The sequence below is a fragment of the Kitasatospora sp. NPDC101155 genome (genome assembly GCF_044768305.1).
Classification (GTDB): Bacteria; Actinomycetota; Actinomycetes; order Streptomycetales; family Streptomycetaceae; genus Kitasatospora.
Window position 1 is genome coordinate 1 of record NZ_JBIWPN010000063.1, and the last position, 22473, is coordinate 22473.

Annotated in this window: 24 protein-coding genes and 1 pseudogene; 14 read left to right on the top strand and 11 right to left on the bottom strand. The window is 71.2% G+C overall.

Going from position 1 to position 22473, the window contains the following annotated elements; translation table 11 throughout:
* The first annotated feature begins 199 nt into the window (after positions 1-199).
* The 3 genes from ACIRYZ_RS41460 to ACIRYZ_RS41470 all read left to right on the top strand — a co-directional run bounded on the left by ACIRYZ_RS41460 (position 200) and on the right by ACIRYZ_RS41470 (position 1978).
* Complete coding sequence (locus ACIRYZ_RS41460) at positions 200-478, top strand: hypothetical protein (RefSeq protein WP_402953831.1); 279 nt, start codon at positions 200-202, stop codon at positions 476-478.
* 163 nt (positions 479-641) lie between these two features.
* A complete protein-coding gene (locus ACIRYZ_RS41465) occupies positions 642-1172 on the top strand; it encodes a hypothetical protein (RefSeq protein WP_402953832.1) in 531 nt (176 codons plus the stop codon).
* Between the two features lie 401 nt (positions 1173-1573).
* Entirely contained in the window at positions 1574-1978 is a 405-nt protein-coding gene (locus tag ACIRYZ_RS41470) for a hypothetical protein (RefSeq protein WP_402953833.1), read from the top strand.
* Between the two features lie 137 nt (positions 1979-2115).
* Here the strand turns inward: ACIRYZ_RS41470 and ACIRYZ_RS41475 are convergent, their stop codons facing one another.
* The 5 genes from ACIRYZ_RS41475 to ACIRYZ_RS41495 all read right to left on the bottom strand — a co-directional run bounded on the left by ACIRYZ_RS41475 (position 2116) and on the right by ACIRYZ_RS41495 (position 7225).
* Positions 2116-2892 carry a TetR/AcrR family transcriptional regulator gene (locus ACIRYZ_RS41475; RefSeq protein ID WP_402953834.1) on the bottom strand — a complete coding sequence of 259 codons (777 nt, stop codon included), beginning with the start codon at positions 2890-2892 and terminating at the stop codon, positions 2116-2118.
* Between the two features lie 72 nt (positions 2893-2964).
* Complete coding sequence (locus ACIRYZ_RS41480) at positions 2965-3828, bottom strand: carbohydrate ABC transporter permease (RefSeq protein WP_402953835.1); 864 nt, start codon at positions 3826-3828, stop codon at positions 2965-2967.
* The gene (locus tag ACIRYZ_RS41485; RefSeq protein ID WP_402953836.1) at positions 3825-4805 is read right to left on the bottom strand and encodes a carbohydrate ABC transporter permease; all 981 of its coding nucleotides are present in this window, start codon (positions 4803-4805) and stop codon (positions 3825-3827) included. Before ACIRYZ_RS41485 ends, ACIRYZ_RS41480 begins: the two co-directional genes overlap by 4 nt.
* A 63-nt stretch (positions 4806-4868) precedes the next feature.
* Positions 4869-6200 carry an ABC transporter substrate-binding protein gene (locus ACIRYZ_RS41490; RefSeq protein WP_402953837.1) on the bottom strand — a complete coding sequence of 444 codons (1332 nt, stop codon included), beginning with the start codon at positions 6198-6200 and terminating at the stop codon, positions 4869-4871.
* Positions 6197-7225: a LacI family DNA-binding transcriptional regulator gene (locus ACIRYZ_RS41495; RefSeq protein WP_402953838.1), complete on the bottom strand. Its 1029-nt coding sequence runs from the start codon at positions 7223-7225 to the stop codon at positions 6197-6199. The genes ACIRYZ_RS41490 and ACIRYZ_RS41495 overlap by 4 nt, the downstream gene beginning before the upstream one ends.
* A gap of 183 nt (positions 7226-7408) precedes the next feature.
* On the opposite strand from ACIRYZ_RS41495, the gene ACIRYZ_RS41500 reads away from it, so the two are divergent.
* The gene (locus tag ACIRYZ_RS41500) at positions 7409-8794 is read left to right on the top strand and encodes a mucin-1 (RefSeq protein ID WP_402953839.1); all 1386 of its coding nucleotides are present in this window, start codon (positions 7409-7411) and stop codon (positions 8792-8794) included.
* A 61-nt stretch (positions 8795-8855) separates the two neighbouring features.
* Here the strand turns inward: ACIRYZ_RS41500 and ACIRYZ_RS41505 are convergent, their stop codons facing one another.
* Entirely contained in the window at positions 8856-9089 is a 234-nt protein-coding gene (locus ACIRYZ_RS41505; RefSeq protein ID WP_402953840.1) for a hypothetical protein, read from the bottom strand.
* A gap of 44 nt (positions 9090-9133) precedes the next feature.
* Here ACIRYZ_RS41505 and ACIRYZ_RS41510 point away from each other — a divergent pair, with 44 nt between their 5' ends.
* Positions 9134-9859: a hypothetical protein gene (locus tag ACIRYZ_RS41510; RefSeq protein ID WP_402953841.1), complete on the top strand. Its 726-nt coding sequence runs from the start codon at positions 9134-9136 to the stop codon at positions 9857-9859.
* Positions 9860-10368: 509 nt separating this feature from the next.
* Here ACIRYZ_RS41510 and ACIRYZ_RS41515 read toward each other — a convergent pair.
* Together ACIRYZ_RS41515 and ACIRYZ_RS41520 are read right to left on the bottom strand one after the other, a co-directional pair.
* Positions 10369-10956 carry a protoglobin domain-containing protein gene (locus ACIRYZ_RS41515; protein WP_402953842.1) on the bottom strand — a complete coding sequence of 196 codons (588 nt, stop codon included), beginning with the start codon at positions 10954-10956 and terminating at the stop codon, positions 10369-10371.
* A 126-nt stretch (positions 10957-11082) separates the two neighbouring features.
* Positions 11083-11703 (bottom strand): MarR family winged helix-turn-helix transcriptional regulator, encoded by a 621-nt coding sequence (locus ACIRYZ_RS41520; protein WP_402953843.1) that lies wholly within the window; start codon positions 11701-11703, stop codon positions 11083-11085.
* Positions 11704-12113: 410 nt separating this feature from the next.
* Between ACIRYZ_RS41520 and ACIRYZ_RS41525 the strand changes: the two genes are divergently transcribed.
* The 5 genes and pseudogenes from ACIRYZ_RS41525 to ACIRYZ_RS41545 all read left to right on the top strand — a co-directional run.
* Complete coding sequence (locus ACIRYZ_RS41525) at positions 12114-12698, top strand: cysteine hydrolase family protein (protein ID WP_402953844.1); 585 nt, start codon at positions 12114-12116, stop codon at positions 12696-12698.
* Positions 12695-13612, top strand: a complete 918-nt coding sequence (locus ACIRYZ_RS41530; RefSeq protein ID WP_402953845.1) for a GlxA family transcriptional regulator — start codon at positions 12695-12697, stop codon at positions 13610-13612. The genes ACIRYZ_RS41525 and ACIRYZ_RS41530 overlap by 4 nt, the downstream gene beginning before the upstream one ends.
* A gap of 156 nt (positions 13613-13768) precedes the next feature.
* Positions 13769-14356: a hypothetical protein gene (locus ACIRYZ_RS41535; RefSeq protein ID WP_402953846.1), complete on the top strand. Its 588-nt coding sequence runs from the start codon at positions 13769-13771 to the stop codon at positions 14354-14356.
* A 120-nt stretch (positions 14357-14476) separates the two neighbouring features.
* Entirely contained in the window at positions 14477-16063 is a 1587-nt protein-coding gene (locus ACIRYZ_RS41540) for a protein kinase (RefSeq protein ID WP_402953847.1), read from the top strand.
* A 438-nt stretch (positions 16064-16501) separates the two neighbouring features.
* Positions 16502-17005: pseudogene (locus tag ACIRYZ_RS41545) on the top strand (GH25 family lysozyme); the annotation flags it as partial.
* Between the two features lie 75 nt (positions 17006-17080).
* Here ACIRYZ_RS41545 and ACIRYZ_RS41550 read toward each other — a convergent pair.
* On the bottom strand, positions 17081-17452 hold the full coding sequence (locus ACIRYZ_RS41550; RefSeq protein ID WP_402953848.1) for a hypothetical protein: 372 nt from the start codon (positions 17450-17452) through the stop codon (positions 17081-17083).
* 79 nt (positions 17453-17531) lie between these two features.
* Positions 17532-18161 (bottom strand): maleylpyruvate isomerase N-terminal domain-containing protein, encoded by a 630-nt coding sequence (locus tag ACIRYZ_RS41555; protein ID WP_402953849.1) that lies wholly within the window; start codon positions 18159-18161, stop codon positions 17532-17534.
* A 205-nt stretch (positions 18162-18366) separates the two neighbouring features.
* Between ACIRYZ_RS41555 and ACIRYZ_RS41560 the strand changes: the two genes are divergently transcribed.
* Positions 18367-18999: a LysE family transporter gene (locus tag ACIRYZ_RS41560; RefSeq protein ID WP_402953850.1), complete on the top strand. Its 633-nt coding sequence runs from the start codon at positions 18367-18369 to the stop codon at positions 18997-18999.
* A gap of 55 nt (positions 19000-19054) precedes the next feature.
* On the opposite strand, the gene ACIRYZ_RS41565 is transcribed toward ACIRYZ_RS41560, so the two are convergent.
* The gene (locus ACIRYZ_RS41565) at positions 19055-19681 is read right to left on the bottom strand and encodes a TetR/AcrR family transcriptional regulator (RefSeq protein ID WP_402953851.1); all 627 of its coding nucleotides are present in this window, start codon (positions 19679-19681) and stop codon (positions 19055-19057) included.
* Between the two features lie 200 nt (positions 19682-19881).
* Here ACIRYZ_RS41565 and ACIRYZ_RS41570 point away from each other — a divergent pair, with 200 nt between their 5' ends.
* The 3 genes from ACIRYZ_RS41570 to ACIRYZ_RS41580 are packed head-to-tail and all read left to right on the top strand — an operon-like array spanning position 19882 to position 22390.
* A complete protein-coding gene (locus tag ACIRYZ_RS41570; protein WP_402953852.1) occupies positions 19882-20640 on the top strand; it encodes an SDR family oxidoreductase in 759 nt (252 codons plus the stop codon).
* Positions 20637-21422 carry an SDR family oxidoreductase gene (locus ACIRYZ_RS41575; protein WP_402953853.1) on the top strand — a complete coding sequence of 262 codons (786 nt, stop codon included), beginning with the start codon at positions 20637-20639 and terminating at the stop codon, positions 21420-21422. Before ACIRYZ_RS41570 ends, ACIRYZ_RS41575 begins: the two co-directional genes overlap by 4 nt.
* Positions 21419-22390: an NADPH:quinone oxidoreductase family protein gene (locus ACIRYZ_RS41580; protein WP_402953854.1), complete on the top strand. Its 972-nt coding sequence runs from the start codon at positions 21419-21421 to the stop codon at positions 22388-22390. Before ACIRYZ_RS41575 ends, ACIRYZ_RS41580 begins: the two co-directional genes overlap by 4 nt.
* Positions 22391-22473: the final 83 nt, after the last annotated feature.

Genomic DNA, 22473 nt, shown 5'->3' on the forward strand with positions numbered 1-22473 from the left:
GATGCACGTGCCCGCCCGATCCGGCGGCAGGATTCGGCGTTCCGGAGAGCGGGGTTCGTTTCGTACGGAGACGAACGAGAAGGACCGTAAACGGCGCGGAGCCAATAGCACAAGCCCTCGTGAGCTGGGTCACGGCCCGGCCGAATTACCCGAATGATCCACAATAGTTCTTGATAACGATTCGACAACGTCCCTATGAGTGCGTGTCAGTACGGGCCGCCGGGCCCAGCGCGGCGGCCACCGCCCGATGGCGCGCCGTGCGGGTCGCGGGTTCGGGCCCGGCGCGCCCGCCCTGGGCCACGCCGACCTGACCGGAGGTCAGCCTGCCTGCCAACCCTGCGCATCGACCGTCGGCACCCTGCCGAACGGCTGGAGCTACCAGACCTTCTGGCAGTTCGCCGACTCCGGCACCTTCCCCGGCGACCAGGACCTGTTCAACGGCGCCTCCGACCGCCTGAGCGCGCTCGCGCTCGGCTGACGCGAACGAGCGGCCGCCGCACCCGTGGGTGCGGCGGCCGCTCCCCGTTCAGCACGAGCCAGTCAGCGTGAGCCGACCAGCGCGACCTGAGCCCCCCACTTCGCTGCGGAACCTCGACTCCCTCCTGAGGAACCACCTCCTCCCCGCCTTCGGCGGCATCGGCATGGCCACCCGGACCAACGCGTTCATCAGCCTGAAGACCATCCTGCTGGACGCACACCGGCTCGGCCTCTACGAGGACAGCCCGCTCGATGGAGTCAAGGCACCTCAGTACGACCCGAAGCGTGCGGTGATCCCGTCCGTCGCCCAGTTGCAGCAGAGCCGGACCGCGGGCGACGACGCCTTCCGCCTGGTCACCGACCTCACGCGCGGCTGCGGTCTGCGCAACGCCGAAGCGTATGCCGTCAACATCAACAACATCGTCGCCGACAACGTCAACCGTGTCACCGAACAGGTCAACCAGGCCTCCAAGGCCTACAGCCGCCTGAAGCACCGCAAGGTCGGTGACTACCGCGACGTTCCGCTGCCGGCCCGCCCCAAGCACTCCATCGGGCAGTACGCCGAAACGTACGGAACCGTGGACGGCTACCTCCTCCCCAACCACTTCCGAACTTGTACGCGGAGAGACCCAACCGAGGAGCCTCGCGATAGACCCAGGCAAGAGACATGTTCAGATACTCTGCCGTCTGCTTGACACTCATGAACTGCTCCGGCACGGATTTCTCCTCTGTTCGGCCGATCCGTGGCAATCATCAAGGACTCGCCGATTTTGGCCGCGCCGCTTAAGCCTGGTAATGGGCACCCATCTCACCGGATTCGTCGGCCGGACTCGATGCCGGAGCAACCCCCGCGCTCGCGGAGGGAGTTGATCCCTGGGCGGTGCCTGATGAAGCGCTACCTCGATGTCGGCCCCGCTCGGTCTATGCTGACACGCGAGTGCCGATGGGCCGGTCGCCGCGAAGCGCACCTTGACCGGTCCTTCCCGTGCCATCATCAGTCTTCGTACGCACAACCAAGAAGTCGAGGCCGAGGAGGAATACCGCGTTCCTCTTCTGGATTGGTCACTGGGTACGGTCGTGCGAAGGGGGGGCGTGAGTGGCCGATCTGAAGGTGTTCCGGCGGGATGTCGATGGCCGTGATGTCGAGCTGCGGGGTTCGACGGTGGCGCGGGAGCGGGAGCTGCAGCGGCGGGTCGAGGCGTCGATGGAGGAGATGCTGGGGGTCCGCTTCTTGGCGTCGGAGTACCCGACCGGGCCGTGGCACCAGGGGCGGATCGACACGCTGGGGCTGGACGAGGACAACGTGCCGGTGGTCGTCGAGTTCAAGCGCGGCCGAGATTCCGGGGTAAGCATCGCGCTGCCGAGAGGTCTCGCGGCTCGGCATGCGCCTGACGCTGGTCTGCGCCGCTCGCAGCTCGGTCATGAACTGGTCCTGTGGCTGGACGTAGGCGCGCAGGTCGACGTCCTGCAGCAGTGCGGGTGGCTGGCTCAGCAGGTATGAGCCTGCGGCAATGAGGAAGGTGCGGGTCGTGGCGTCGCTGCCTCGCTTCATGCGCGGCGCCTGATAGAGCAGGTACACCGCCTGCAGCCAAGCGGTCACCGCGGCGGCCGGGGTGGTGTGGTCCTGGGCGAGCAGAGTCATGGCACTGCGAAAGATTGCCCTTCGGTCCGTTTCCGGAGAGCTGGCGCTGTAGACCAGCAGCTGGCCGTCGGTGGCAATCCGGGAGGTGACTGCGGCTGCGAGTCGCCGGGCAAAACCTGCGACTCTCTGGCGACGGTGGCGGCGAGAATCTCGATTGCCTGCTGGGCGCGTGCGGTGTCATGGGTGACGACGAGGTCGAGCAGGATTCCGCGAAAGGAGCCCACGATCAGGGTCGCCAGGCCGGGAACACGCGGTCCAGGGCAACCTGCTTCAGCCAGGATCTCGCCAACGACCTTGATCCAGTCGGTGCTTGCTCCGTCGAGGAAGGGCGCGTAGGTGTCGGGATCCGTGAGCGCCGAACCGTAGGTGCGGAAGACGACGGTCATGTAGGCACGATCGGACGGTGCGCTCAGGTGCCGCCATGCCGTCCGCACCACTTCGTCGACGGGGGTCCCACGAAGGCGCTCACCCTCCGCGGCGATGAACAGGCGGTGGCGCTCGCGCAGTTCATGGAGCACCTCGCCCAGCAGAGCCTCCTTGCTGCCGAAATGATGCAGCAGGGTCGCGTGCGTCACGCCGATGGCGGCGGCCAGCGGGCGCATCGACAGGGACTCGAAACCGTTCTCGGTGACGTAGTCGGCTGCGGCGCGGATGAGCTCACCTCGCCGGTGCGCATGCCGCGACTGCCGGCCGTCGATCTTGCCCGTCATCGGCACGGCCTTGTTCGAGGGCCGACCGGCCCGGTTGTCCACCATGGCCGAACCGGTACTCATGCACTGACGATACGTCAACCGATGGTAGACATACCGAATGGTCGATGAAATAGCCGCGTTCGGAACCGCCGGTCAGCCCTTGACGGCCGAGCTGGCGACGCCCTGGATGAACCAGCGCTGGAAGAAGGCGAACACGATCAGCACGGGCAGCACGAGCAGGACGCCGAAGGCCAGGATCTGTCCCCAGTCCGGTGGTTGCTGGCCCTGGAACACGCTCATCTCCAGCGGCAGGGGCCGTACGGCCGGGTCGTTCACCATGAGCACCGGCCACAGGAACGAGCCCCACTGCGTGAGGAAGGTGAGGATCGCGACCGAAGCGAAGGCGGGCTTGCTCATGGGGTAGACGATCCGGAAGAGGATGCGCCACGGTCCCGCGCCGTCGACCCGCGCTGCCTCCTCGATGCTGGCCGGGATGGCCCGGAAGAACGTGTGGAACTGGTAGATCGAGAAGGCGTTGGCGATGAACGGCACGGCCTGGATCCACACCGTGTTCCGCTGGCCGGCGAACAGGTAGAACAGCGGCACGGCCACCGACTCGAACGGGATCAGCAACAGCAGCAGCACCAGCGTGAGCACCAGCTGCCGGCCGCGCCAGCGCAGCCTGGACAGCGCGTACGCGGCCATCGAGTTGACGACCAGCCCGCCCGCCACCACGGTGCACGCCACGATCAGCGAGACGGCCATGAACCGCCAGAAGTACCCGGTGCTGTCCGAGGACAGGCTGCGCAGCACGGCCGCGTAGTTGTGGAAGGACAGGTGGGTCGGCAGGAAGCCGGACAGGCCGGCGAGCACCTGGTCGGACGGCTTGAGGCTGCCGATGAGCAGGTAGAGCACGGGCAGGGCGAAGACCAGGCTGAGCACGCTCAGGACGGTGTAGTCGGCGATCCGGCGGGCCGTCCTGCCCGCGGTGGAGCCGCCACCGATCGGCGGGTTCATGAGTCCTCCTGTTCGGGTCGGACGAGGCGGCGCTGGACGAGGGTCAGCGCCAGGACGATCAGGAAGAAGACGACCGTGACGGCGGATGCCCGGCCGATGTTGTTCTCGTCGAAGGCGGTGCTCACCGCCTCGTACATCACGGTCCGGGTGGCGTTCTCGTTGAGGCCGCCGCCGCGGACCAGGATGTAGATCTGGTCGAACACCCGGAAGGACAGCACCGAGGTGAGCAGCGCGACGAACACCAGGGTGTTGCGGATGCCGGGCAGGGTGACGTGCCGGAACTGCTGCCAGCGGGACGCCCGGTCGAGGGTGGCGGCCTCGTAGAGTTCGCCGGGGATGGACTGGAGCCCGGCCAGCAGGATGACCATCTGGAAGCCGACGCCCTGCCAGATGGACAGGACGACGACCGAGGCCATGGCGGTCAGCGAGGACCCCAGCCAGTCGAAGGCCCCCCAGTGGCCCAGACTCAGGTGGTGGAGCAGGGAGTTGAGCATGCCCTGGTCGCTGCGGGCGAGGATGAGCCGCCAGATGACGGCCACCAGGGCCATGGGGAAGACCACCGGCAGGAAGAACACCGAGCGGAACAGGCCGATCGCCTTGAGCTTGCGGTTGAGCAGCACGGCGAGGGCCAGGGCGAGGCCGGTCTGGAGCGGGACGACGGCCAGGGCGAAGGTGAGGTTGTTGAGCAGGGCGTGCAGGAACTGGCCGGAGAGGTCCGGGTCGGTGAAGATCCGGCGGTACTGCTCCAGGCCGAGGAAGACGGGCGGGCGGTCGGAGCCGAGCCGGGCGTTGTAGAGGGAGAGCACGACGGCGTAGCCGAAGGGGACGGCGACGAAGGCGATCAGTCCGGCCAGGGCGGGGACCGACATCAGCAGGCCGTGCAGTCCGTCTCGGCCCGCCCGGCGCCGGGCGGTCGATTCGGGAACGGCGACGGGTGCCGGTGTCGGCACGGTTCGGGATCTGGCGGTGATGGACATGGACAGGGTCCTGTTCCCGGCGGGCAGCCGGCCCGAGGGGACGGGCCGCCCAGCCGCGTGGGGCTACTTGCTGAGGGAGTATCCGTTGTTGTCGCTGAAGTCCTGGTCGATCGCCCGGGCGGCCTTGGTCAGGGCGCTCTGCGGGTCCGCGCCGCCGTAGACGGCGTTGAGCGCCTGGCTGAACTGGGCGGTGATGACCGGGTATCCGGCGGTGACGGGCCGGGTGACCGCGACGCAGGACTTGTTGATGTCGCTGTCGCCGCAGGGCTGGGAGAGCCCTTGGGCGAACAGGTGGAGCGGGCCACCGGGCTTGTACAGCGGGCTGCTGGACAGCACGGTCTTGGTGGCGGGCACCGCGCCGTTGGCGTTGGTCATGGCGCTGACGTTGGTGTCGCCCATCAGGTAGTCCAGGAACTTGCCGGCGGCCTTGGCGTTCTTCGATCCGGCGCCTATCCCCCAGGCCCAGGAACCCTGGCCGGTCTTGGGGCCGCTTCCGAAGTCGGGCAGCGGCAGTACCACCAGGTCGGAGCCGATCGCCTTGCTGTAGGCGGGGTAGCTCCAGTGGCCGGACCAGCTGAGGGCGACCCGGCCGTTGGCGAAGGCGTTGCCGTCGGTGTCGGGGTCGATGGCCGGCCTCCAGGACTGGAAGGTCTTGAACGCGCCTGCCACGGCCGGGGTGTCGAGAGCGCCCGCGGCCTTGCCCTGCTTGATCAGCGCGCCGCCGGCGGACCAGACGATCGGGGAGAAGCCGTAGCTGCCCCACTCGGTGGCCAGGCCGTAGTCCTCCTTGACGTCGAGCGCCTTGTGGCTGGGGTTGGCGGCGGCGAGTTTCTGCAGTGCGGCGGTGAAGTCGGCGGCGGTCCAGGGGTCGTCAAGTCCCGTGGGGTACTTGACCCCTGCGGCGTCGAGCAGCTTCTTGTTGCCGTAGATGCCGAGACCGGAGTCGTATATGCCGAGGCCGTAGAGCTTGCCGTCCAGGGTGGACTGGGCCTTGATCGCGTCGGTGGCGTTGGCGACGGTGCCGGGCGAGAGGTAGTCGGTGACGGGGGCGAGTTTGTGGTTGTAGACGAAGCTGGCCATGGCCGGACCGTCGAACTCGAGGACGTCCGGGAGGGCGGAGGCGCTGGTGGCGGTCAGCGTCTTGGTGTAGTCCTTCTCGGGAACGAACTTGAGGGTCGCCTTGACCTCGCTCTGCGAGCTGTTGAAGGAGGCGACCGCGTTCTGCAGGGCGGTGTTCTCGCTGTCCTGGCCCTGGTGCGCCCAGATGCTGATGGTGCCGGTGCCGCTGCCTGCGGTGGTCCTGGCCGCGGTGCCGGTGCCGCCGCAGGCGGTGAGGGTGACGGCGGGGAGGGTGAGCAGCAGGCCCAGCCGGAGGGTTCGTCTGGCATCGGTCATGAGGTTCCTCCGTTACGGGAGTTGCGGTGGGGGGCGGTGGTGTTGCGGACGATCAGACGGGTGGGGAGCTCGAGGTAGTCGGGGACGTCGTCGGCGGCCTGGAGCCGCCGCAGCAGCAGACCGGCGGCCTCGGTGCCGTGGTCGGCGACCGGCTGAGCGACGGTGGTGAGGCCGACGACGTCGGCGAGTTCGTGGCCGTCGAAGCCGACGATCGAGATGTCGTCCGGTACGAGGAGCCGGTGCGCGCGCAGGGCTCGCAACGCGCCCATGGCCATCTCGTCGGACTCGGCGAACACGGCGGTCGGTGGCTGCCGTGCGGCGAGCAGATCGGTCATCGCGCGCTCGCCGCCGTCGACCGTGTACTCGCCGTCCGCCTCCAGGGCCGGTTCGTACTCGATGCCGGCATCGGCGAGCACGTCCAGGTAGGCGCGGCGGCGCAGGTCGGGGGTGGTCCAGTGCAGCGGGGCGGTCGAGCGGGTGCCGATCAGGCCGATCCGGCGATGGCCGAGGTTGACCAGGTGCCGGACGGCGAGTTCGGCGCTCGCGCGGTCGTCGATGCCGACAGTGGTGAAGCCGGGCCGGGGGCCGCCGACGGTGATCGCCAGTGGGATGCCGAGGGAGCGTAGCCGCTCGGCCTCGTCCTCCGTCGGGAGCAGCATCGACAACACCGCGTCCACCCGCTTGCGGAGCGGGAGTTCGGCGAAGAACCGGTTGCGGGTCTCCGCCGAGCCCAGGTTGTACAGCACCACGTCGTACCCGGCGGTGCTGAACACCCGCTCGGCCGCGTCCAGCACCGTGCCGAAGAACCATCGGCCGACGTACGGCGCGAGGACGGCGATGCTGTACGTCCGGCCGCTTGCCAGGCTCGACGCGCTGCGCGAGGCCGTGTAGCCGAGTTCGGCGGCCACGGCCACGATCCGCGCGCGGAGTTCCTCCGACACGCCCTCTCGTCCGCGCAGCGCGCGGGAGACGGTCGAGGCGGAGACACCCATCGCGTTCGCGACATCGGTGATGCTCACCGTCACGGTTCTGGCTCCTTTCGGCTCGGACACATCGCTGTAATCCGCGGGTGACCAGACCGTAAACCGGGCAGGGCAGTTGCGCAAGCGTTTGCGTTCGGATCTACTAAGGGCACTTCGCCGGAGGCAAGGATGCGAGGTACTTCCGTACGCACACGCTTGCTTCCATCGCCCGACAGGAGCTGTTCCTTGCGCTACGCACCGCCCGGCCTCTGCCTCAATGACTTCGCCGTGCTCCCGGACGGTGACGGCTACACCGTCCTGCACCTCCAGGGCCCGTGGACGGAGCACTTCGACGCCGCCCGGATGGAGACCTCCTACGGCCGGGCCACCTCCCGCGACCTGGTGCGGTGGCAGGCCCAGGGCACGGCGTTCGGCGCCGGCCTGCCCGGCCGCTTCGACCAGCAGGCCGTGTGGACCATGCATCCCATCCCACACGGGGATGGGATGGCGATGTTCTACACCGGCGTCTCAGGACTCACGCCCGCCAACTGGCCTCTTCAGGCGGTGGGCCTGGCCTGGTCGGACCGTACGGACGGCACCGGGTGGCAGCGGCACGGCGCCGAGCCGGTGGTCCGCGCCGATGCGCGCTGGTACCGCACCGGCGAGGGTATGGCCTGGCGCGACCCGTTCGTGGTCCGTAACGACGACGGCACCGGCTGGACCATGGTGCTCTGCGCCAGCGACGCCTCCCTCCCGGTGGCGCGCAGCGGCTGCGTCGGGCTGGCCACCTCCACGGACCTCGAACACTGGGAGGTGCACCCGCCGTTGATCTCTCCGGGGGACGTGGACGAGCTGGAGTGCCCGGTGCTGGAACGGGTGGACGACGGCTGGCTGCTGCTCGGCAGCATCGGCGCCACCCGGCAGGTCGAAGCCTGGACCGCGCCGCGCCTGGACGGCCCATGGGAGCGACGAGGCCCCCTCGGCCCGTCCGGCGCCTACGCACCACGCGTGGTAGGCGCTCCGGACGGGACCCGGGTGGTGCTGCACACCGTGCCCCGCCGGGTTGGACTGCAGGACCAGGGGGCGTCCTGCCGTGGCATGCTCGCCCAGCCGAAGGCCCTGGTGCTTCCGGACGGCGCTGCTCCTCGACTGCAGTGGTGGCACAGCCTGGACCACTGGCTCGGCCAGCCCACCGACCGGCCGGTGTTGCACGCGGCGGGGGACGTGGCGATTGACGGGCCGACTTCGGTCGTCCTGCGGTCCGACGATGGCAAGCCGGCGCTGACCGTGGACTGCACGGACGGCCGGGTCCAGGTGCACGGCCCCGGCGGCAGCCTGCTCACTGAAGCCGAACTCGGCCATGAGCCAAGCTCGTTGCGGATCCTGACGATCGGCGAGTACGTCGAGGTGTACGCGGACGAGGTCTTCGTCCTGGCCACCATGAGCTACACCGGCCGCTGCTGCCCCTGGACCGCGGCCCGGCGCGGCGTGACCGAGCCGGTGCCCGTACGCCCGGTACTGCTGCCGCACGAGCACCGCGACGACATCTCGGCCATCTGGCCCGGCCCGGCCGACGAGGAGGTGCACCCAGCGGACGGCCCGAGCGTTTCGGCGGCGGCGATACTGCCATGAGCGACCGGCATGACCGTGTCGGGTTCCAGCCAGCTTAATGCTGTGGATAGGTGACGGACTGTCAGGAGCACTTCGGGATTGAGCGGGTCCCGGACGGGCACCATGCCGTCGCCGCCGTCGGTCGTGCGTAAAGGGTCCCGTAGGGCCGGTCGCAGGTGCCGAGGGCAACCTTCCGGAGGCTGAAGTGGTCACGGAAGTCCTGCCACTCGGTGCCGCTGGGCTCGCGGTACTCCGCGCTGGGACGGTGGGTCCTGCGCTGGTCGATGAACTGCCGGTAGTGGCGGACGACTTCCATGCCTGGGCCACCTCATCGGGCAGATTGAGCGAGGAGATCGCTGGGTGGTGGCGTTGCAGGTCGCCCCAGAACAGGTCGGCCAGCATCTGGGCGTGATTGACCAGGGAGCCGTAGTCCAGGACTGCGGATCGCTCGGCGATGTAGTGGACGAGCACGTCGCGGACCGCGCGATTGGCGATCGGGTGGCGGTCGATCAGCTCTGCGGGGGTGAGCTGGCCGCGGGCCTGGGCCTCGCGCAGGGTCGGTGGAGAGTCCTTGAGACCGCCGACGGCGTGGAGGATGTCGTAGGCGAGGGGCAGGGCTGTCACCGTGCGGCCGTTGTCGCGACGGGCCCGGGCGTAGTCGGTGAGGTCCCCCACGTCGAAGGCCAGCAGGTCCTTGCCGGTGACGATGTTCATGCGGGTGAGCACGTTCAGGGCTTCGGTCGCGTGCTCGTCGCAGCGCTGTCCGCCGGCGCGCACGAGCCGTGGGTGCCGCTGGAGCCGGGCCTGACACTCTCCCGCTTCCTCTTCCTCCTTCTCGTTTACGAAACCGTCGAGGCCACCCGCCACGGTGCGAGCGCCGATCACCTGACACCAGCTCAGCTCGCTCAGCTGCTCGCCCCACTGCGCAGGCTCGCTGGCCCGCAGCAGCGGTACCTCGCGTACTACGCGGGCGACGGCCTGCTCGCCACCGCCTGGCCCGACCACGAGGTCGAGGGCACCTGGAACATCCGCCTCGCCGCCCGGACCGACGACCTGCTCGCCTACGCCGAGCCCGTCCCGGGGTGACCTTCGGGCCGGGCGAGTGGAACCCCGACCGCGAGCACTCGCTCGACCCCATCGGTTGACCGCCGCCAGATGTCGGGACGGGCGTCCGATGACGTGGCGGTGCCGGTGGCGCCGACCACTGTCATGTCGCCGAGATCGACAGGGCTGGCGGGGCCCTTGTCGTCCCTGATGCCGAAACGGAAGCTGATCACGGCGTGTAGCCCTTTTCCAGAGGAGAAGGTGCGGCTGGCGACAATCACGTGTAGGCCGACACCGTGAGTCGTGTCGCGCCAGCCGCCCATGGCGGCCGCACCGGCACCCACCGCACGCGGGAACGGTTAGCGGCCGGACAGCACCGTGGCCTCCGCCCCGAAGCCCACCACCAGTCGGGCCCCTGGCGCGACGACCACCGCGTTCACCAGCAACAAGAACTCCAACGGCGACCCGGCTCGTGTTCACGATCCGCCGGCTGGGTTGACCGTACGATTCCACTCGCAGGTCGGCCCAGCCGGCCGCCAGGTCTGCCCGGCCTACCAGGCAGCCCTGGCGTACGGGCGGGACCACAACGACACCTGGAGCGTGACGGCCTTGAACCACGCCTGGTGCATCGACTCGACCTCCTCCTCGGCGTGCCCCTTGGCCGCGAGGAACGGCCGCATGGTCGCCGTGATCGGGTAGATGAACGCGATCAGGTAGCGCAGCGGCACGTGCGGGACGGACCGCGCGCCGTCGGTGACGTTCTTCTTCGCCGTGGTGTGGCGCAGCGCGATCTCCTCCTGTTGGGCGAGCCAGCGGGCGTCGTACGGGCGGGTGCAGGTGTCGGCGATCCACTGCCCGAACCGGAGGCGCACGGCGGCCAGGTACTCGTCGATCGGCGCGCCCTCGGGAGTGGCGAAGTAGGCGAGCAGGTGGGGGTGGGAGCCGACGAAGCCGTACCAGACGTCCAGGATCCGCTCGGTCTGGTCGGCCAGGACCTCGCCGGCGAGCTTGAGTGCTGCGACGTCCGCGTCGGAGAACAGGGTCGCCGCGGCGAGGCCCTCCAAGTCGCCGGCGGCGACCGGGGAGGCGGGCTGCTCGGGGCCGTCGTAGTGGTAGCCGGGAATGGGCGCAGGCGTCATGGCCGTCCTCGAATCCTTGGGTCCGTGGACTCTGAATTAGGAGTCCTAACTACCTCGAAGCTACCGACTCACCCAGGTGTCACGCAAGGGCTTGCCCGCGCTCGCCGAGCGGAAATTGACGGAAGGTCAGTGCGTCGCCGGCTGGTGTTCCGGACAGTCGACGCGCAGGTCGGACGCGCCGAGCGGGGCCTTCAGCAGCCCGCACCACTCACCCGCCCGCCCGTCCGGGTGCTCATCGTGCAGGAAGCGGCAGGTCAGGCAGGTGCGGGCGACGGTTATGCGCCCCATGCGGTTCAGCGAGGCGATGGTCTCCAGCAGGACCCGCAGTGCGACGGCCCGATCCTCCGGTGAGCAGGCGGACAGACCCGCGGTGAGCGGATCCCGCCAACCGTGCAGCCGTTCGGCGACCTCCCGGCCCGGACCCGTCGGCACCCAGGACGACCGCCGGGAGTCGTTGACGTCCGGTACGGCCTCCAGCAGTCCCTTTCGGACCAGGGCGGAGGCGGCATCGCTGACCGTCGGCGCGGAAACCTCCAGCCACCGCGCGAAACTGCCGGTGCTCTGCGCTCCCGCGGTCGGGGTGGTGACCCGCAACAGCAACTGCGCCTGGGTGACGGAAAGCCCCTCACCCTTGGCCGCGTCGCGCAGCATCGCCCGCCCGGCGTCCCCGAGCCGCTCGACCGCGTCGATCACCCGAGCGTCAAGAACATCGAACTCACGCTCCGCGCTGCCGTTCTCGGCCGCCACAAGGACCCCCTCCTACCGGCGCACCACTGGACGGGGCCCCGACGACCACCCAGTCTATTCAGCACCGACCGGCCCACCCGGACCCAGGCGAGAGCCGTCTCTACCGAACGACCCACTGTTCACAGCCCTCGTTGATGGCGGCGACCAGCACGGTGGCTTCGCATCGGACCGAGGGAACGCGGGCCAGGCCGTGATGTGCTGGTCCGGCGCGTCCGCGCGCGAGCCGGTCCAGTAGCCGACGAGGTCCCCGTAGCGCGGCGAGGCGGCGAGGACCTGTTCTGGCGGCTGACCCGCTCCGAGCACGCCGGTACCATCTGGCCGGACCACACCGGAATCGCCTGACCGGATCGTTCCGCATCCGGGCCCGATGATGTCTCGATCCTGGCCCCCGGCGGGGCCAGGATCGAGACATGAAGAACGCACTCCTCGTCATCGACGTCCAGGAATCCTTCCGGCAGCGCGAGAACTGGGCCGCCGTGTCCAACCCCGCGATCGTCGACCGGGTGAACGAGCTCGTCGAGCACGCCCGGGGCCGCGGCGACCTCGTCGTCTGGGTCCTGCACGCCGAGCCCGGCACCGGCACGGTCTTCGACCCAGCCCTCGGCTTCGTCCACCTGATCGACGGCCTGACGCCCGCCGAGGGCGAGCCCGTCGTCACCAAGACCTCGCACAACGCGTTCACCACGACCAACCTCCACCAGGTGCTCACCCACCACGGCGTCCGCGGCGTCGTCGTGAGCGGCATCCGCACCGAGCAGTGCTGCGAGACCACCACCCGGGTCGCGAGCGACCTCGGCTACGACGTCACCTTCGTCACCGACGCCACCGCCACCCACCCGATCGAGCACCGCGACGCCCCCGCCGGGCGCAGCCTCGCGGAGGTCCTCGCCGATCCGCGCACCCTCTCCACGGACGACATCATCGCCCGCACCGAGTACGCTCTGGCCGGCCGCTTCGCCACCGTCACCACCGTGAAGGAGCTGACCGGATCGTGACCCGCGTCGTCTTCCTGCTCGTCCCGCACGTGCACCTGCTGGACCTCGCCGGGCCCGCCCAGGTGTTCTCCACCGCGGCCGACCACGGCCTCGACTACGAGACCGCGTACGTGGCCGAGCAGGAGGACGTCCCCACCGCACAGGGCGTCGCGCTGCGGGCCGCCACCGCGTGGCCGCGGCTCGCGCGCGGCGACCTCGTCGTGGTGCCGGGCTGGCGGGCGCCGCGCCTGCGGTCGAACGGCGTGCTCACCGCGGCCACGCTGGACCGGCTCACCGCGCACCACGCCGCCGGCGGGACGGTCGCGAGCGTGTGCGCCGGCGCCGACGCGCTCGGCCGCGCCGGGCTGCTGGACGGCCGGCGCTGCACCACCCACCACGACCTCCAGGACGAACTCGCCCACCGCTACGAGCGGGCGAGCGTCGTGCGCGACGTGCTCTACGTCGTGGACGACCGGGTCGTCACGTCGGCGGGCATCGCCAGCGGAATCGACCTCGCGCTGCACCTCGTCGCCGTCCGGCACGGCCCTGCGGCGGCCGCCCGGATCGCCCGCGAGATGGTCGTCTACGCCCGCCGCAACGGCGACGAGCAGCAGGCCAGCGCGATGCTCCGGCACCGCGGCCACCTCGTCGACGCCGTCCACCGCGTCCAGGACCTCATCGACTCCCGCTTCGACACCCGGCTCAGCCTCACCGACCTCGCCTGCGCCTCCGGCGTCAGCGAACGCACCCTCACCCGTCACTTCACCGAGGCCACCGGGCTCACCCCGCTGCGCTACCAGCAGGAACTGCGCGTCGAACGCGCCGAACACCTCATCGCCCACGGCGCGACCACCGAGACGGCCGCCCGCGCGGTCGGCTTCCAGGACGCCCGCATGGTGCGCCGCCTCCGCGCCCGCACCGGGGCCGAGGCCTGAGGCCCGCCACTCCTTGATCGCGTCGGCGGGGGCGAGCATGGTGAGCCCGTCACGGCACAGGTGATCAGCACCAACAGGGCAGCACGGGAGCGCCACCCTCGTGTCGACGGCCTCACACACCCCGCCTGAACTTCCGCCACCAGCGAAGGGAAACACGTGGTCAGCATCGGCAGACTCACCCCGTCCGACCGCCAGGACTGGGAGGCCCTGTTCCGCTCCTACATCGACTTCTACGAGCGCGCGCTACCGGCCCACATGTACGAGCGCGCCTGGACCGCCTTTCAGGCGGCCAGACACCCTACGAACGTCACAAGCAGAAGACCGAGACCCACGTGTAACCAAGCTCCAGCAGATGCACAGCCAGCCCACCCCTGGAGGAACGTCGTCGCGGGCAGCATCCTCAACTGGAACCAGTCCTGGACGACGCCCAGCGGCCGGACCGTGCTCACCATGCAGACCGACGGCAACGTCGTGCTCTACAAGGACGGCGCAGCGATCTGGGCCTCCTGGACCGTCGGCACCGGCCACCACCTGTCCATGCAGGGCGACGGCAACCTCGTGGTCTACAACTGGGGCAACAGCCCGGTCTGGTCGAGCGGTACCGCCGGCAGTCCCGGTGCCGTCCTCTCCATCCAGGAGGGCAACATGGCGATCTTCCAAGGCGACCGGCCCCTGTGGTACACCAACTTTCCCCCGCGCCTCATAAACACGTGTCAGCCCTACCCCCACTACGTCTGCCCGTGACGGACTCCTGAGGACTCCGGCTGCCGGCCCCGTCGCGCGAGCGGCGGGGCCGGCGCGTTGCCCCGGCGCCGAGGGAACGGGCCCGACAGAGGCCGGGGGCCTGCCCCTACGATGGCCGCCATGAACACAGGAGGGCTGGGCATGCGGCTCATCGACGGCCGGTTCGAGCTGCTGGAGCGGCTCGGCGGCGGAGGCATGGGCTTGGTGTGGCGGGCCCGCGACACCGCGTTGCACCGCGAGGTCGCGTTGAAGGAAGTGCGCCCTGCCGACCCGGCGCTCCTCGAAGGCGACCCCAGGGCCGTGGCGGTGATGCGCGAGCGGGTCCTGCGCGAGGCCCGTTCGCTGGCGCGGCTCAACCACTCCAACGTGGTGACCATCCACCACATCGTCGACCTGCCCGAATTCCCGCACCCCTGGCTGGTCATGGAGCTGGTGACAGGCGGCTCCCTCCATGACCGCCTCACGCAGGGCCCGATGTCCCCGTGGGAAGCGGCCAGACTCGGCCGCGGTGTGCTGGCAGCGCTGAGCGCCGCCCACACGGCCGGCATCCAGCATCGCGACGTGAAGCCCGGCAACGTCCTGCTGCGCCCCGACGGCACCCCGGTGCTCACCGACTTCGGCATCGCCGGCCTCTCGGAGTCGACCAGCCTGACCACCACCGGTTCGCTGATCGGCTCGCCCGAGTACATCGCCCCCGAACGCATACGCGGCGAGGAAGGCAACCCAGCCTCGGACCTGTGGTCGCTGGGGATGATGCTCTACGTCGCGGTGGAGGGCCACCACCCGCTGCGGCGCGGCACCAGCCTCGCCACCCTCGCCGCCGTGCTCGACGACCCGGTGCCACCGCCCGTACGGTCCGGCCCGCTCGCCCCGGCGCTCTCCGCCCTGCTCGTGCGGGACACCGCGGCACGCCCCGACGCCGAGCGGCTCGACCAGCTGCTCGCCGAGGCCGAGGTCAAGGCCGCCGACGTGGGCACCGCACGACTGTCCTGGCCCGCCGCCACCGCCCCTCCCCAGACCCTGGTACAGACGCCGGGCGACGGAGCTAACCCCACGATCCCCTCGGATTTGCCTCCCCCGCTCTTCGACGCGCCCCCGTCGCAGCACCGCCCGGCGGCCGGCCCGGCCCGGCCCGCCCGGTGGCGGGGCGCGCTCCGGTCCGGCTCCGCGGTGCTGGTCTCGGTTCTGATGCTGACGATCGGCTACGCCATCCAGCACTTCGCACCCGACGGCCACACCGACACGCCGCCCCCCGCCTATCCGGGCCTGCTCACACCGGCGGGCGTCCGCGGCGTGATCCAGTCCATGAACCAGAAAATGGGGGGCAGCACGGTCCTGGAGTTCTCGGTCGAGCAGGACTCCGGGTACGCCACCGTCCCGACCCCGGCGAACCCGAACCTCTACGACAGCTTCGTGTACCGCGACGGCAAGACCACCTCCGGTCGAAGCTCCGGCACCGTGACATTCGGTGAGAAGCCGGTGGACCTCCGGGCCGTCAACTGGGACATTCTCCCGGCCCTCCTGCAACGGGCCGACGCCGATCTCGGCATCGCCCACCCGACCAGACACCACATCATCGTCCGCAACTCCCCGGGGATGGCCGATACCGGGCCGTCCCTCCTGGTCTACGTCGCGGACGGCTACGGCAGCGCCTACCTGGTGGCGGACTTCAACGGCACCATCACGAGGACGTACGTGCGCAGTTGACGCTTCGTCATGCCCCCACCACAACACGCGCCGCCACGGGCTGTCCTCGCGGGTGAGCAACTCGTCCGCGTGGAACGCCGGACGCGGAGGCCAGCTGACAGACCATCAGATCGGTCAGCAAGAGGTCAGCATAAGTACGAGCAGACCCTGTCTTACGAGCTCAGACATGAGACTCACTCGCTCTCGGGATCGCGCGGCTACGAGAGCGCCGGCAGGACCTTCCGCGGGCCCTCTTCGCTGACTGCACCCGACCGCCCGGCGCCCGCCGAAGAGCTCCCGGTGCGGCGCAGCATGGGACATCCCTGCAGCTCAGAGCATGATTTCGAAGCGTCACCCGCATGGATGGTGCTCACGTGATCGTGCAGCCAGCCGCCGAACCTTCCCGGCTTCTCGCGACGATCCCAGGCCTGTACGATCTGCTCACCGGACCGGTCGACGTACTGCGCGCAGCAGTACAACGGCTCCTACAATTCCGGCCTGATCCGCGGCGCCTACCACTTCGCACTGCCGGGCAACTCCTCCGGCTCCGCCCAGGCCAACTGGTTCGTCGACCACGGCGGCGGCTGGTCCGCCGACGGCCAGACCCTGCCGCCCGCGCTGGACATCGAGTACAACCCCTACGGCGCCAGCTGCTACGGCCTCAGCCAGGGCGGCATGGTCAGCTGGATCCAGGACTTCAGCAACACCGTCCACTACCGCACCGGCCGCTACCCGACCATCTACACCACGACCAACTGGTGGTCGAGCTGCACCGGCAACTACGGCGGCTTCGGCGCCACCAACCCGCTGTGGATCGCCCGTTACTCCTCGACCGTCGGCACCCTGCCGAACGGCTGGAGCTACCAGACCTTCTGGCAGTTCGCCGACTCCGGCACCTTCCCCGGCGACCAGGACCTGTTCAACGGCGCCTCCGACCGCCTGAGCGCGCTCGCGCTCGGCTGACGCGAACGAGCGGCCGCCGCACCGTGGGTGCGGCGGCCGCTCCCCGTTCAGCACGGGTCCACCGGCCTGAGCCGATCAGCGCGGGTCCACCAGCTCCGGGGCGAACACCGTGCCCAGCGGCTCCGGGCCCACGTACTGCTGGCAGTTGCACTGCCCCGGCTCGTAGCGCACCGGCCGGCGGTCGGCGTCCCAGGCGGTGGGCGTCTCGACCACCTCGTGGCAGCGGCCCTGCTTGTCGTGCTTGGCCAGGTGGTGGGTGCAGCCGCAGACCGGCTCGGGCGGGCGGTTGGCCTCCTCCAGCGCGAGGCGCTGGCGGTGCTGGGCGTCGAGCAGTTCGAGCTTCCGGTTGTGGCGGACCTTCAGCCCCTTGCGCACCCGGCCGGCGACCGACCCGCCGCCGTAGAGCACGGCCGGCGCCAACCACAACAGGCCCCACAACGAATCCACTGCCGCCCCCCACTGCTGCCGTTTCCTGGTGCAGATCATACGACTGACCAGCGAGAACGACACAGAAGGGACGGCCGGATCAGCGGATCACCGGCAGCACCGGCCCCGCACTGCGGCCCGCCGCCGCCTCGATGAACGCCACCGGATCGGCGACCTCGGCCAGCAGGTCACGGGTGAAGTTCAGGGCCCCTTCGGCGGGCGCCGGACCGCCGACCGCCGCGATCAGGTCGAGCAGGTGGACGGTCGCCTCCATCAGCGCCACCTCGCCCAGCGCCCCCACCGTGGCACTGCCGAGCAGCGGGTGCGCCACCACCGTGCTGGGCGGAAGGTCGGCGAGTCCGGCCAGGGCGGCCGGACCCTCGACGCCGAACCGGGCGATCAGCACGGCCGGTTCGGCCGCCTCGGCCGCCTGCTTGGCCAGGTCGGCGACCTGCCCGGCGGCGGTGTGGGCGATCCCGCCCGGCCGGTTGTACGCCCGCAGGATGCCCGCCCCGCTCGTCACTTCGGCCGGGCCGTCCAGCACCGCCACCCGCAGCCCGGTGAACATCTCCGGCACAGGCGCCACGTGCGCGTACAGCTCCCGGACGGTCCAGTCGGGCAGCCGGGTGGGCCGGTCCCAGTCCTCCGCCGCCAGAGCCGCGCCGCGCTCGGCCCAGGAGGCCCAGGCCTCCGCCAACATGGCGCGCACGGGGTTGTTCTGACTGGTCATCGGATCTCCTTCGCACACGTGGTCACCGGAGTGCCCCACGCTACCCTGCGGCCGCGGAAACCCACTTGCCGCCCTGGTGTTCCGGCCGCGACGATCGGCGCATGACCGACACCCCCGCCCGCCCGCTGCCCGTGACCACCGCCGTACGCCCGGCCCCGGTCCAGCAGCAGCCCGGCCGTCCCCGGAGGCCCGACCGCGCCCACGCGTGAGCGCCGCGCTGGTCGCGGGGCTGCTCGCCGGGTACGGCGTGGCCGTACCGGTGGGGGCCGTCGGGGCCTACCTGGTCTCGCTCACCGCGCGCAGCTCGCTGCGCACCGGCGCCTGCGCCGCGCTCGGCGTGGCCACCGCGGACGGGCTGTACGCGCTGCTCGCGGCCGTCGGCGGCACCGGCCTGGCGCCGCTGCTCGAACCGGTCGCCGGGCCGCTGCGACTCGCCTCGTCCCTGGTGCTGCTCGCGCTCGCCGCCCGCACCGCCGCCACCGCCCTGCGCAGCCGCCGGACGACCGCCACGCTCGCGGCCGAGGCACCGCCCGGCCCGCTCCGCGCCTACCTCACCCTGCTCGGGATCACCCTGCTCAATCCGCTGACCGTGCTCTACTTCGCCGCCCTCGTCCTGGGCAGCGGGAGCCGGGACGGCGCTATCTCGGGCCCGCTCGCCCGGGCGGTGTTCACCGCCGCCGCCTTCGCCGCTTCCGCCAGCTGGCAGCTCCTGCTCGCCTCCGGCGGCGCGCTGCTCGGCCGGGCGCTCACCGGCCCCCGCGGCCGCCTGCTCACGGCCCTCGGCTCGGCCGCCCTGGTCGGCTGGCTCGCCGTCCGCCTGCTGATCGGCGCGGCGTGAGCCCGCGGTGCTCAGCCCTGAGCGGCCCTCTCCGCAAGCCCTCCCGGCTTCCCGGTCAGAGCCGGGCGCCGAGCATCCGCAGCACCAACTCGCCGTAGCGGCGCCCGAGTTCCTCCGGCGTCTCGGTGGAGCGCTCGGTGTACCAGCGGGAGACGTCGATGCCCAGCGAGGTGACCGCACGGGCCGCCGTGCGCACCTCCGATACCTCGAACTCGCCCGCCGTCACGCCCGCCTCGATCAGCGTGCTGACCTCGCGCTCGATGTCCAGCCGCAGCGCCGCGACCACCGCGTAGGCGTCCTCGGGCAGTGCGTGCAGCTCGTAGTTGACCACCCGGCCGACCGTCCGGGCCCGGGCGTGCCAGACGGTGAAGTCCTCGACCAGGCGCCGCATCCGCTCGGCCGGGCCGCCGTCCCCGGCCGTCGCCGCCCGGACCAGGGCCAGCGTCGCGGCGTGCCCGGCCTGGCTGATCTCGGCGAGCAGCGCGGCCTTGGACTGGTAGTGGATGTACAGCGCGGCCGGGCTCATCCCGGCCGCGGTGGCGATGTCCCGGGTGGTGGTGGCGTGGAAGCCGCGCTCCGCGAACGACTCGACGGCCGCCTGGAGCAGCCGGTACGCCGCTTCGGGGCGGGTGTCGGCGCCGGGCAGGGTCGGCCAGAGGTCGGCGATCGGCGTGCTGGTCATGCCGCCATCCTCCCAGAAGACTCGTACAGGCATTCCCGCCGACCGCTGTGCGGACCGTCGGGCCGGTCGACCGGCGGGCTGTGGCGCCCGCCGACTGTTGACAGGTTCCCGCACCGACACCATGCTGAGCAAGCGCTTAGTCAGCGCCCGTCCCTCAGGATCCGGCATTCAGGATCCTCGCGCGAAAGGCAGGACCCTCCGTGGTGCACTCCTTCAAGGGCCAGGTGGCCGTCGTCACCGGATCGAGCCGGGGCATCGGCCTCGGCATCGCGCGCGAGCTGGTCGACCGCGGCGCCAAGGTCTGCCTCACCGCCCGCAACCCGGAGCCGCTCGCCGAGGCCGTCCGCGACCTGGGCGGCCCGGACAACGCGATCGCCGTCGCGGGCAAGGCCGACGACCCGGCCCACCAGGAGGAGGCGATCGCCCGCACCCTGGAGGCCTTCGGCCGGCTCGACCACCTGGTCAACAACACCGGCATCAACCCGGTCTACGGGCCTGTGCTGGAGACCGACGACGCGGCCGCCGCCAAGATCATGGCCGTCAACGTGCTCGGCCCGTTGGCCTGGATCCGCCGGGCGCACGCCGCGTGGATGGGCGAGCACGGCGGCGCGGTCGTCAACGTCGCCTCGATCGCCGGCATCCGCTCATCGCCCGGGATCGGCGTGTACGGCATCAGCAAGGCCGCCCTGATCCGGCTCACCACCGAACTCGGCACCGAGCTGGGCCCGCAGGGCATCCGGGTCAACGCCGTCGCCCCCGCCGTGGTCAAGACCAAGTTCGCCGAGGCGCTGTACGAGGGTCGCGAGGCGGAGGTCAGCAAGGCCTACCCGCTGGGCCGGCTCGGCGTCCCCGAGGACGTCGCGGGCGCGGTCGCCTTCCTGCTCTCCTCCGACGCCGGCTGGATCACCGGCCAGACCCTCGTGGTGGACGGCGGCGTCACCCTCGGCGGTGGCCTGTGACAGACGACCTGGCGGACCAGGGCGTGGTGGTGACCGGCGCCGGCCGGGGCATCGGCGCCGCCCTGGCCAAGGCCTTCGCCGAGGCCGGCGCCCGGGTCGTGGTCAACGACCTGGACGCCGAGGCCGCCCGCAAGGTCGCCGAGGAGTGCGGCGGCACCGCCCTGCCCGGCGACGCCGCCTCCGCCACCGGCCTGGCCACCCTGGTCGGCCGGGCCCGCGCCTCGCTCGGCGAGATCGACCTGTGGTGCGCCAACGCCGGCGTCGCCCCGGTCGGCGGCGCCGACGCCCCCGCCGCGGCCTGGGCCGGCGCCTGGGAGGTCAACGTGATGGCGCACGTTCGGGCCGCCGAGCTGCTGCTCCCCCGCTGGCTGGAGCGCGGAAACGGCCGGTTCCTGGCCACCGTCTCCGCCGCCGGGCTGCTCACCATGCTCGGCTCGGCCCCGTACGCGGTCAGCAAGCACGGCGCGCTCGCCTTCGCCGAATGGCTCTCCGCCACCTACCGCCACCGGGGCATCCGGGTGCACGCGCTCTGCCCGCAGGGCGTGCGCACCGACATGCTGGCCTCGACCGGTCCGGTCGGCGAGGCACTGCTCGCCCCGACGGCGCTGGACCCGGAGGACGTCGCCGAGGAGGTGATGGACGCGCTGCGCCACGACCGCTTCCTGATCCTGCCGCACCCGGAGGTCGCCGAGTACTACCGCATCCGGGCGAGCGAACCGGAGCGCTGGATCGTCGGGATGAACCGGCTCCAGCGGGGCCTGGAGGAGAGTGAGGCGCTGTGAGGGCCTGGCAGGTGGGTGAGCTCGGCGAGCCGGCCACGGTGATGCGGCTCGCCGAGGACGTGCCGCGGCCGGTGGCCGGCCCGGGCCAGCTGCTGGTCCGGGTCAGGGCGGCGGCGGTGAACTTCCCGGACGCACTGATGGTGCGCGGGCACTACCAGGTCCGCCCGCCGCTGCCGTTCACGCCCGGCGTGGAGCTGTGCGGCGAGGTCGCGGACGGCGCCCGGCGGGGCGAGCGGGTGATCGGCAACCCGGTGCTGCCGCACGGCGCCTTCGCCGAGTACGCGCTGCTGGACGCCGCGGCCGCGTTCCCGGCGCCCGAGGCGCTGGACGACGCCGAGGCGGCCGCACTGCACATCGGCTACCAGACCGCCTGGTTCGCCCTGCACCGCCGGGCCCGGCTGCGGGTCGGCGAGACCCTGCTGGTGCACGCGGCGGCCGGCGGGGTCGGCAGCGCGGCGGTGCAGCTGGGCCGGGCTGCGGGGGCGCGGGTGATCGCCGTGGTCGGCGGCGCGGCCAAGGCGGAGACGGCGCGTTCGCTGGGTGCCGACCTGGTGGTGGACCGGACGGCCGAGGACTTCGTCGCCGCCGTCAAGCAGGCCACCGGCGGGCGCGGTGCGGACGTGGTCTTCGACCCGGTCGGCGGCGACGCCTACACCGGCTCCGCCAAGTGCGTCGCCTTCGAGGGCCGGATCGTGGTGGTCGGCTTCGCCGCCGGACAGATCCCGGCGCCGGCGCTCAACCACGCCCTGGTGAAGAACTACTCGATCCTGGGCCTGCACTGGGGCCTCTACAACACCCACGACCCGCGCGCGGTCCGCGCCGCCCACGACGAGCTGACCAAGCTCGCCGAGCAGGGCGTGGTCCGGCCGCTGATCAGTGCCCGGGTGCCGCTGGCCGACGCCGCGGACGCCGTCCAGCGGGTGGCCCACGGACTGAGCACCGGCCGGATCGCCGTCCTCGGGGAGTAGCGGGCCAGGCAGTAGCCGGCCGGGGAGTAGCGGCTTCAGGCGTTCCGGCAGGACGGTCCGCAACAGGGCGCGCTCGGCCCGCT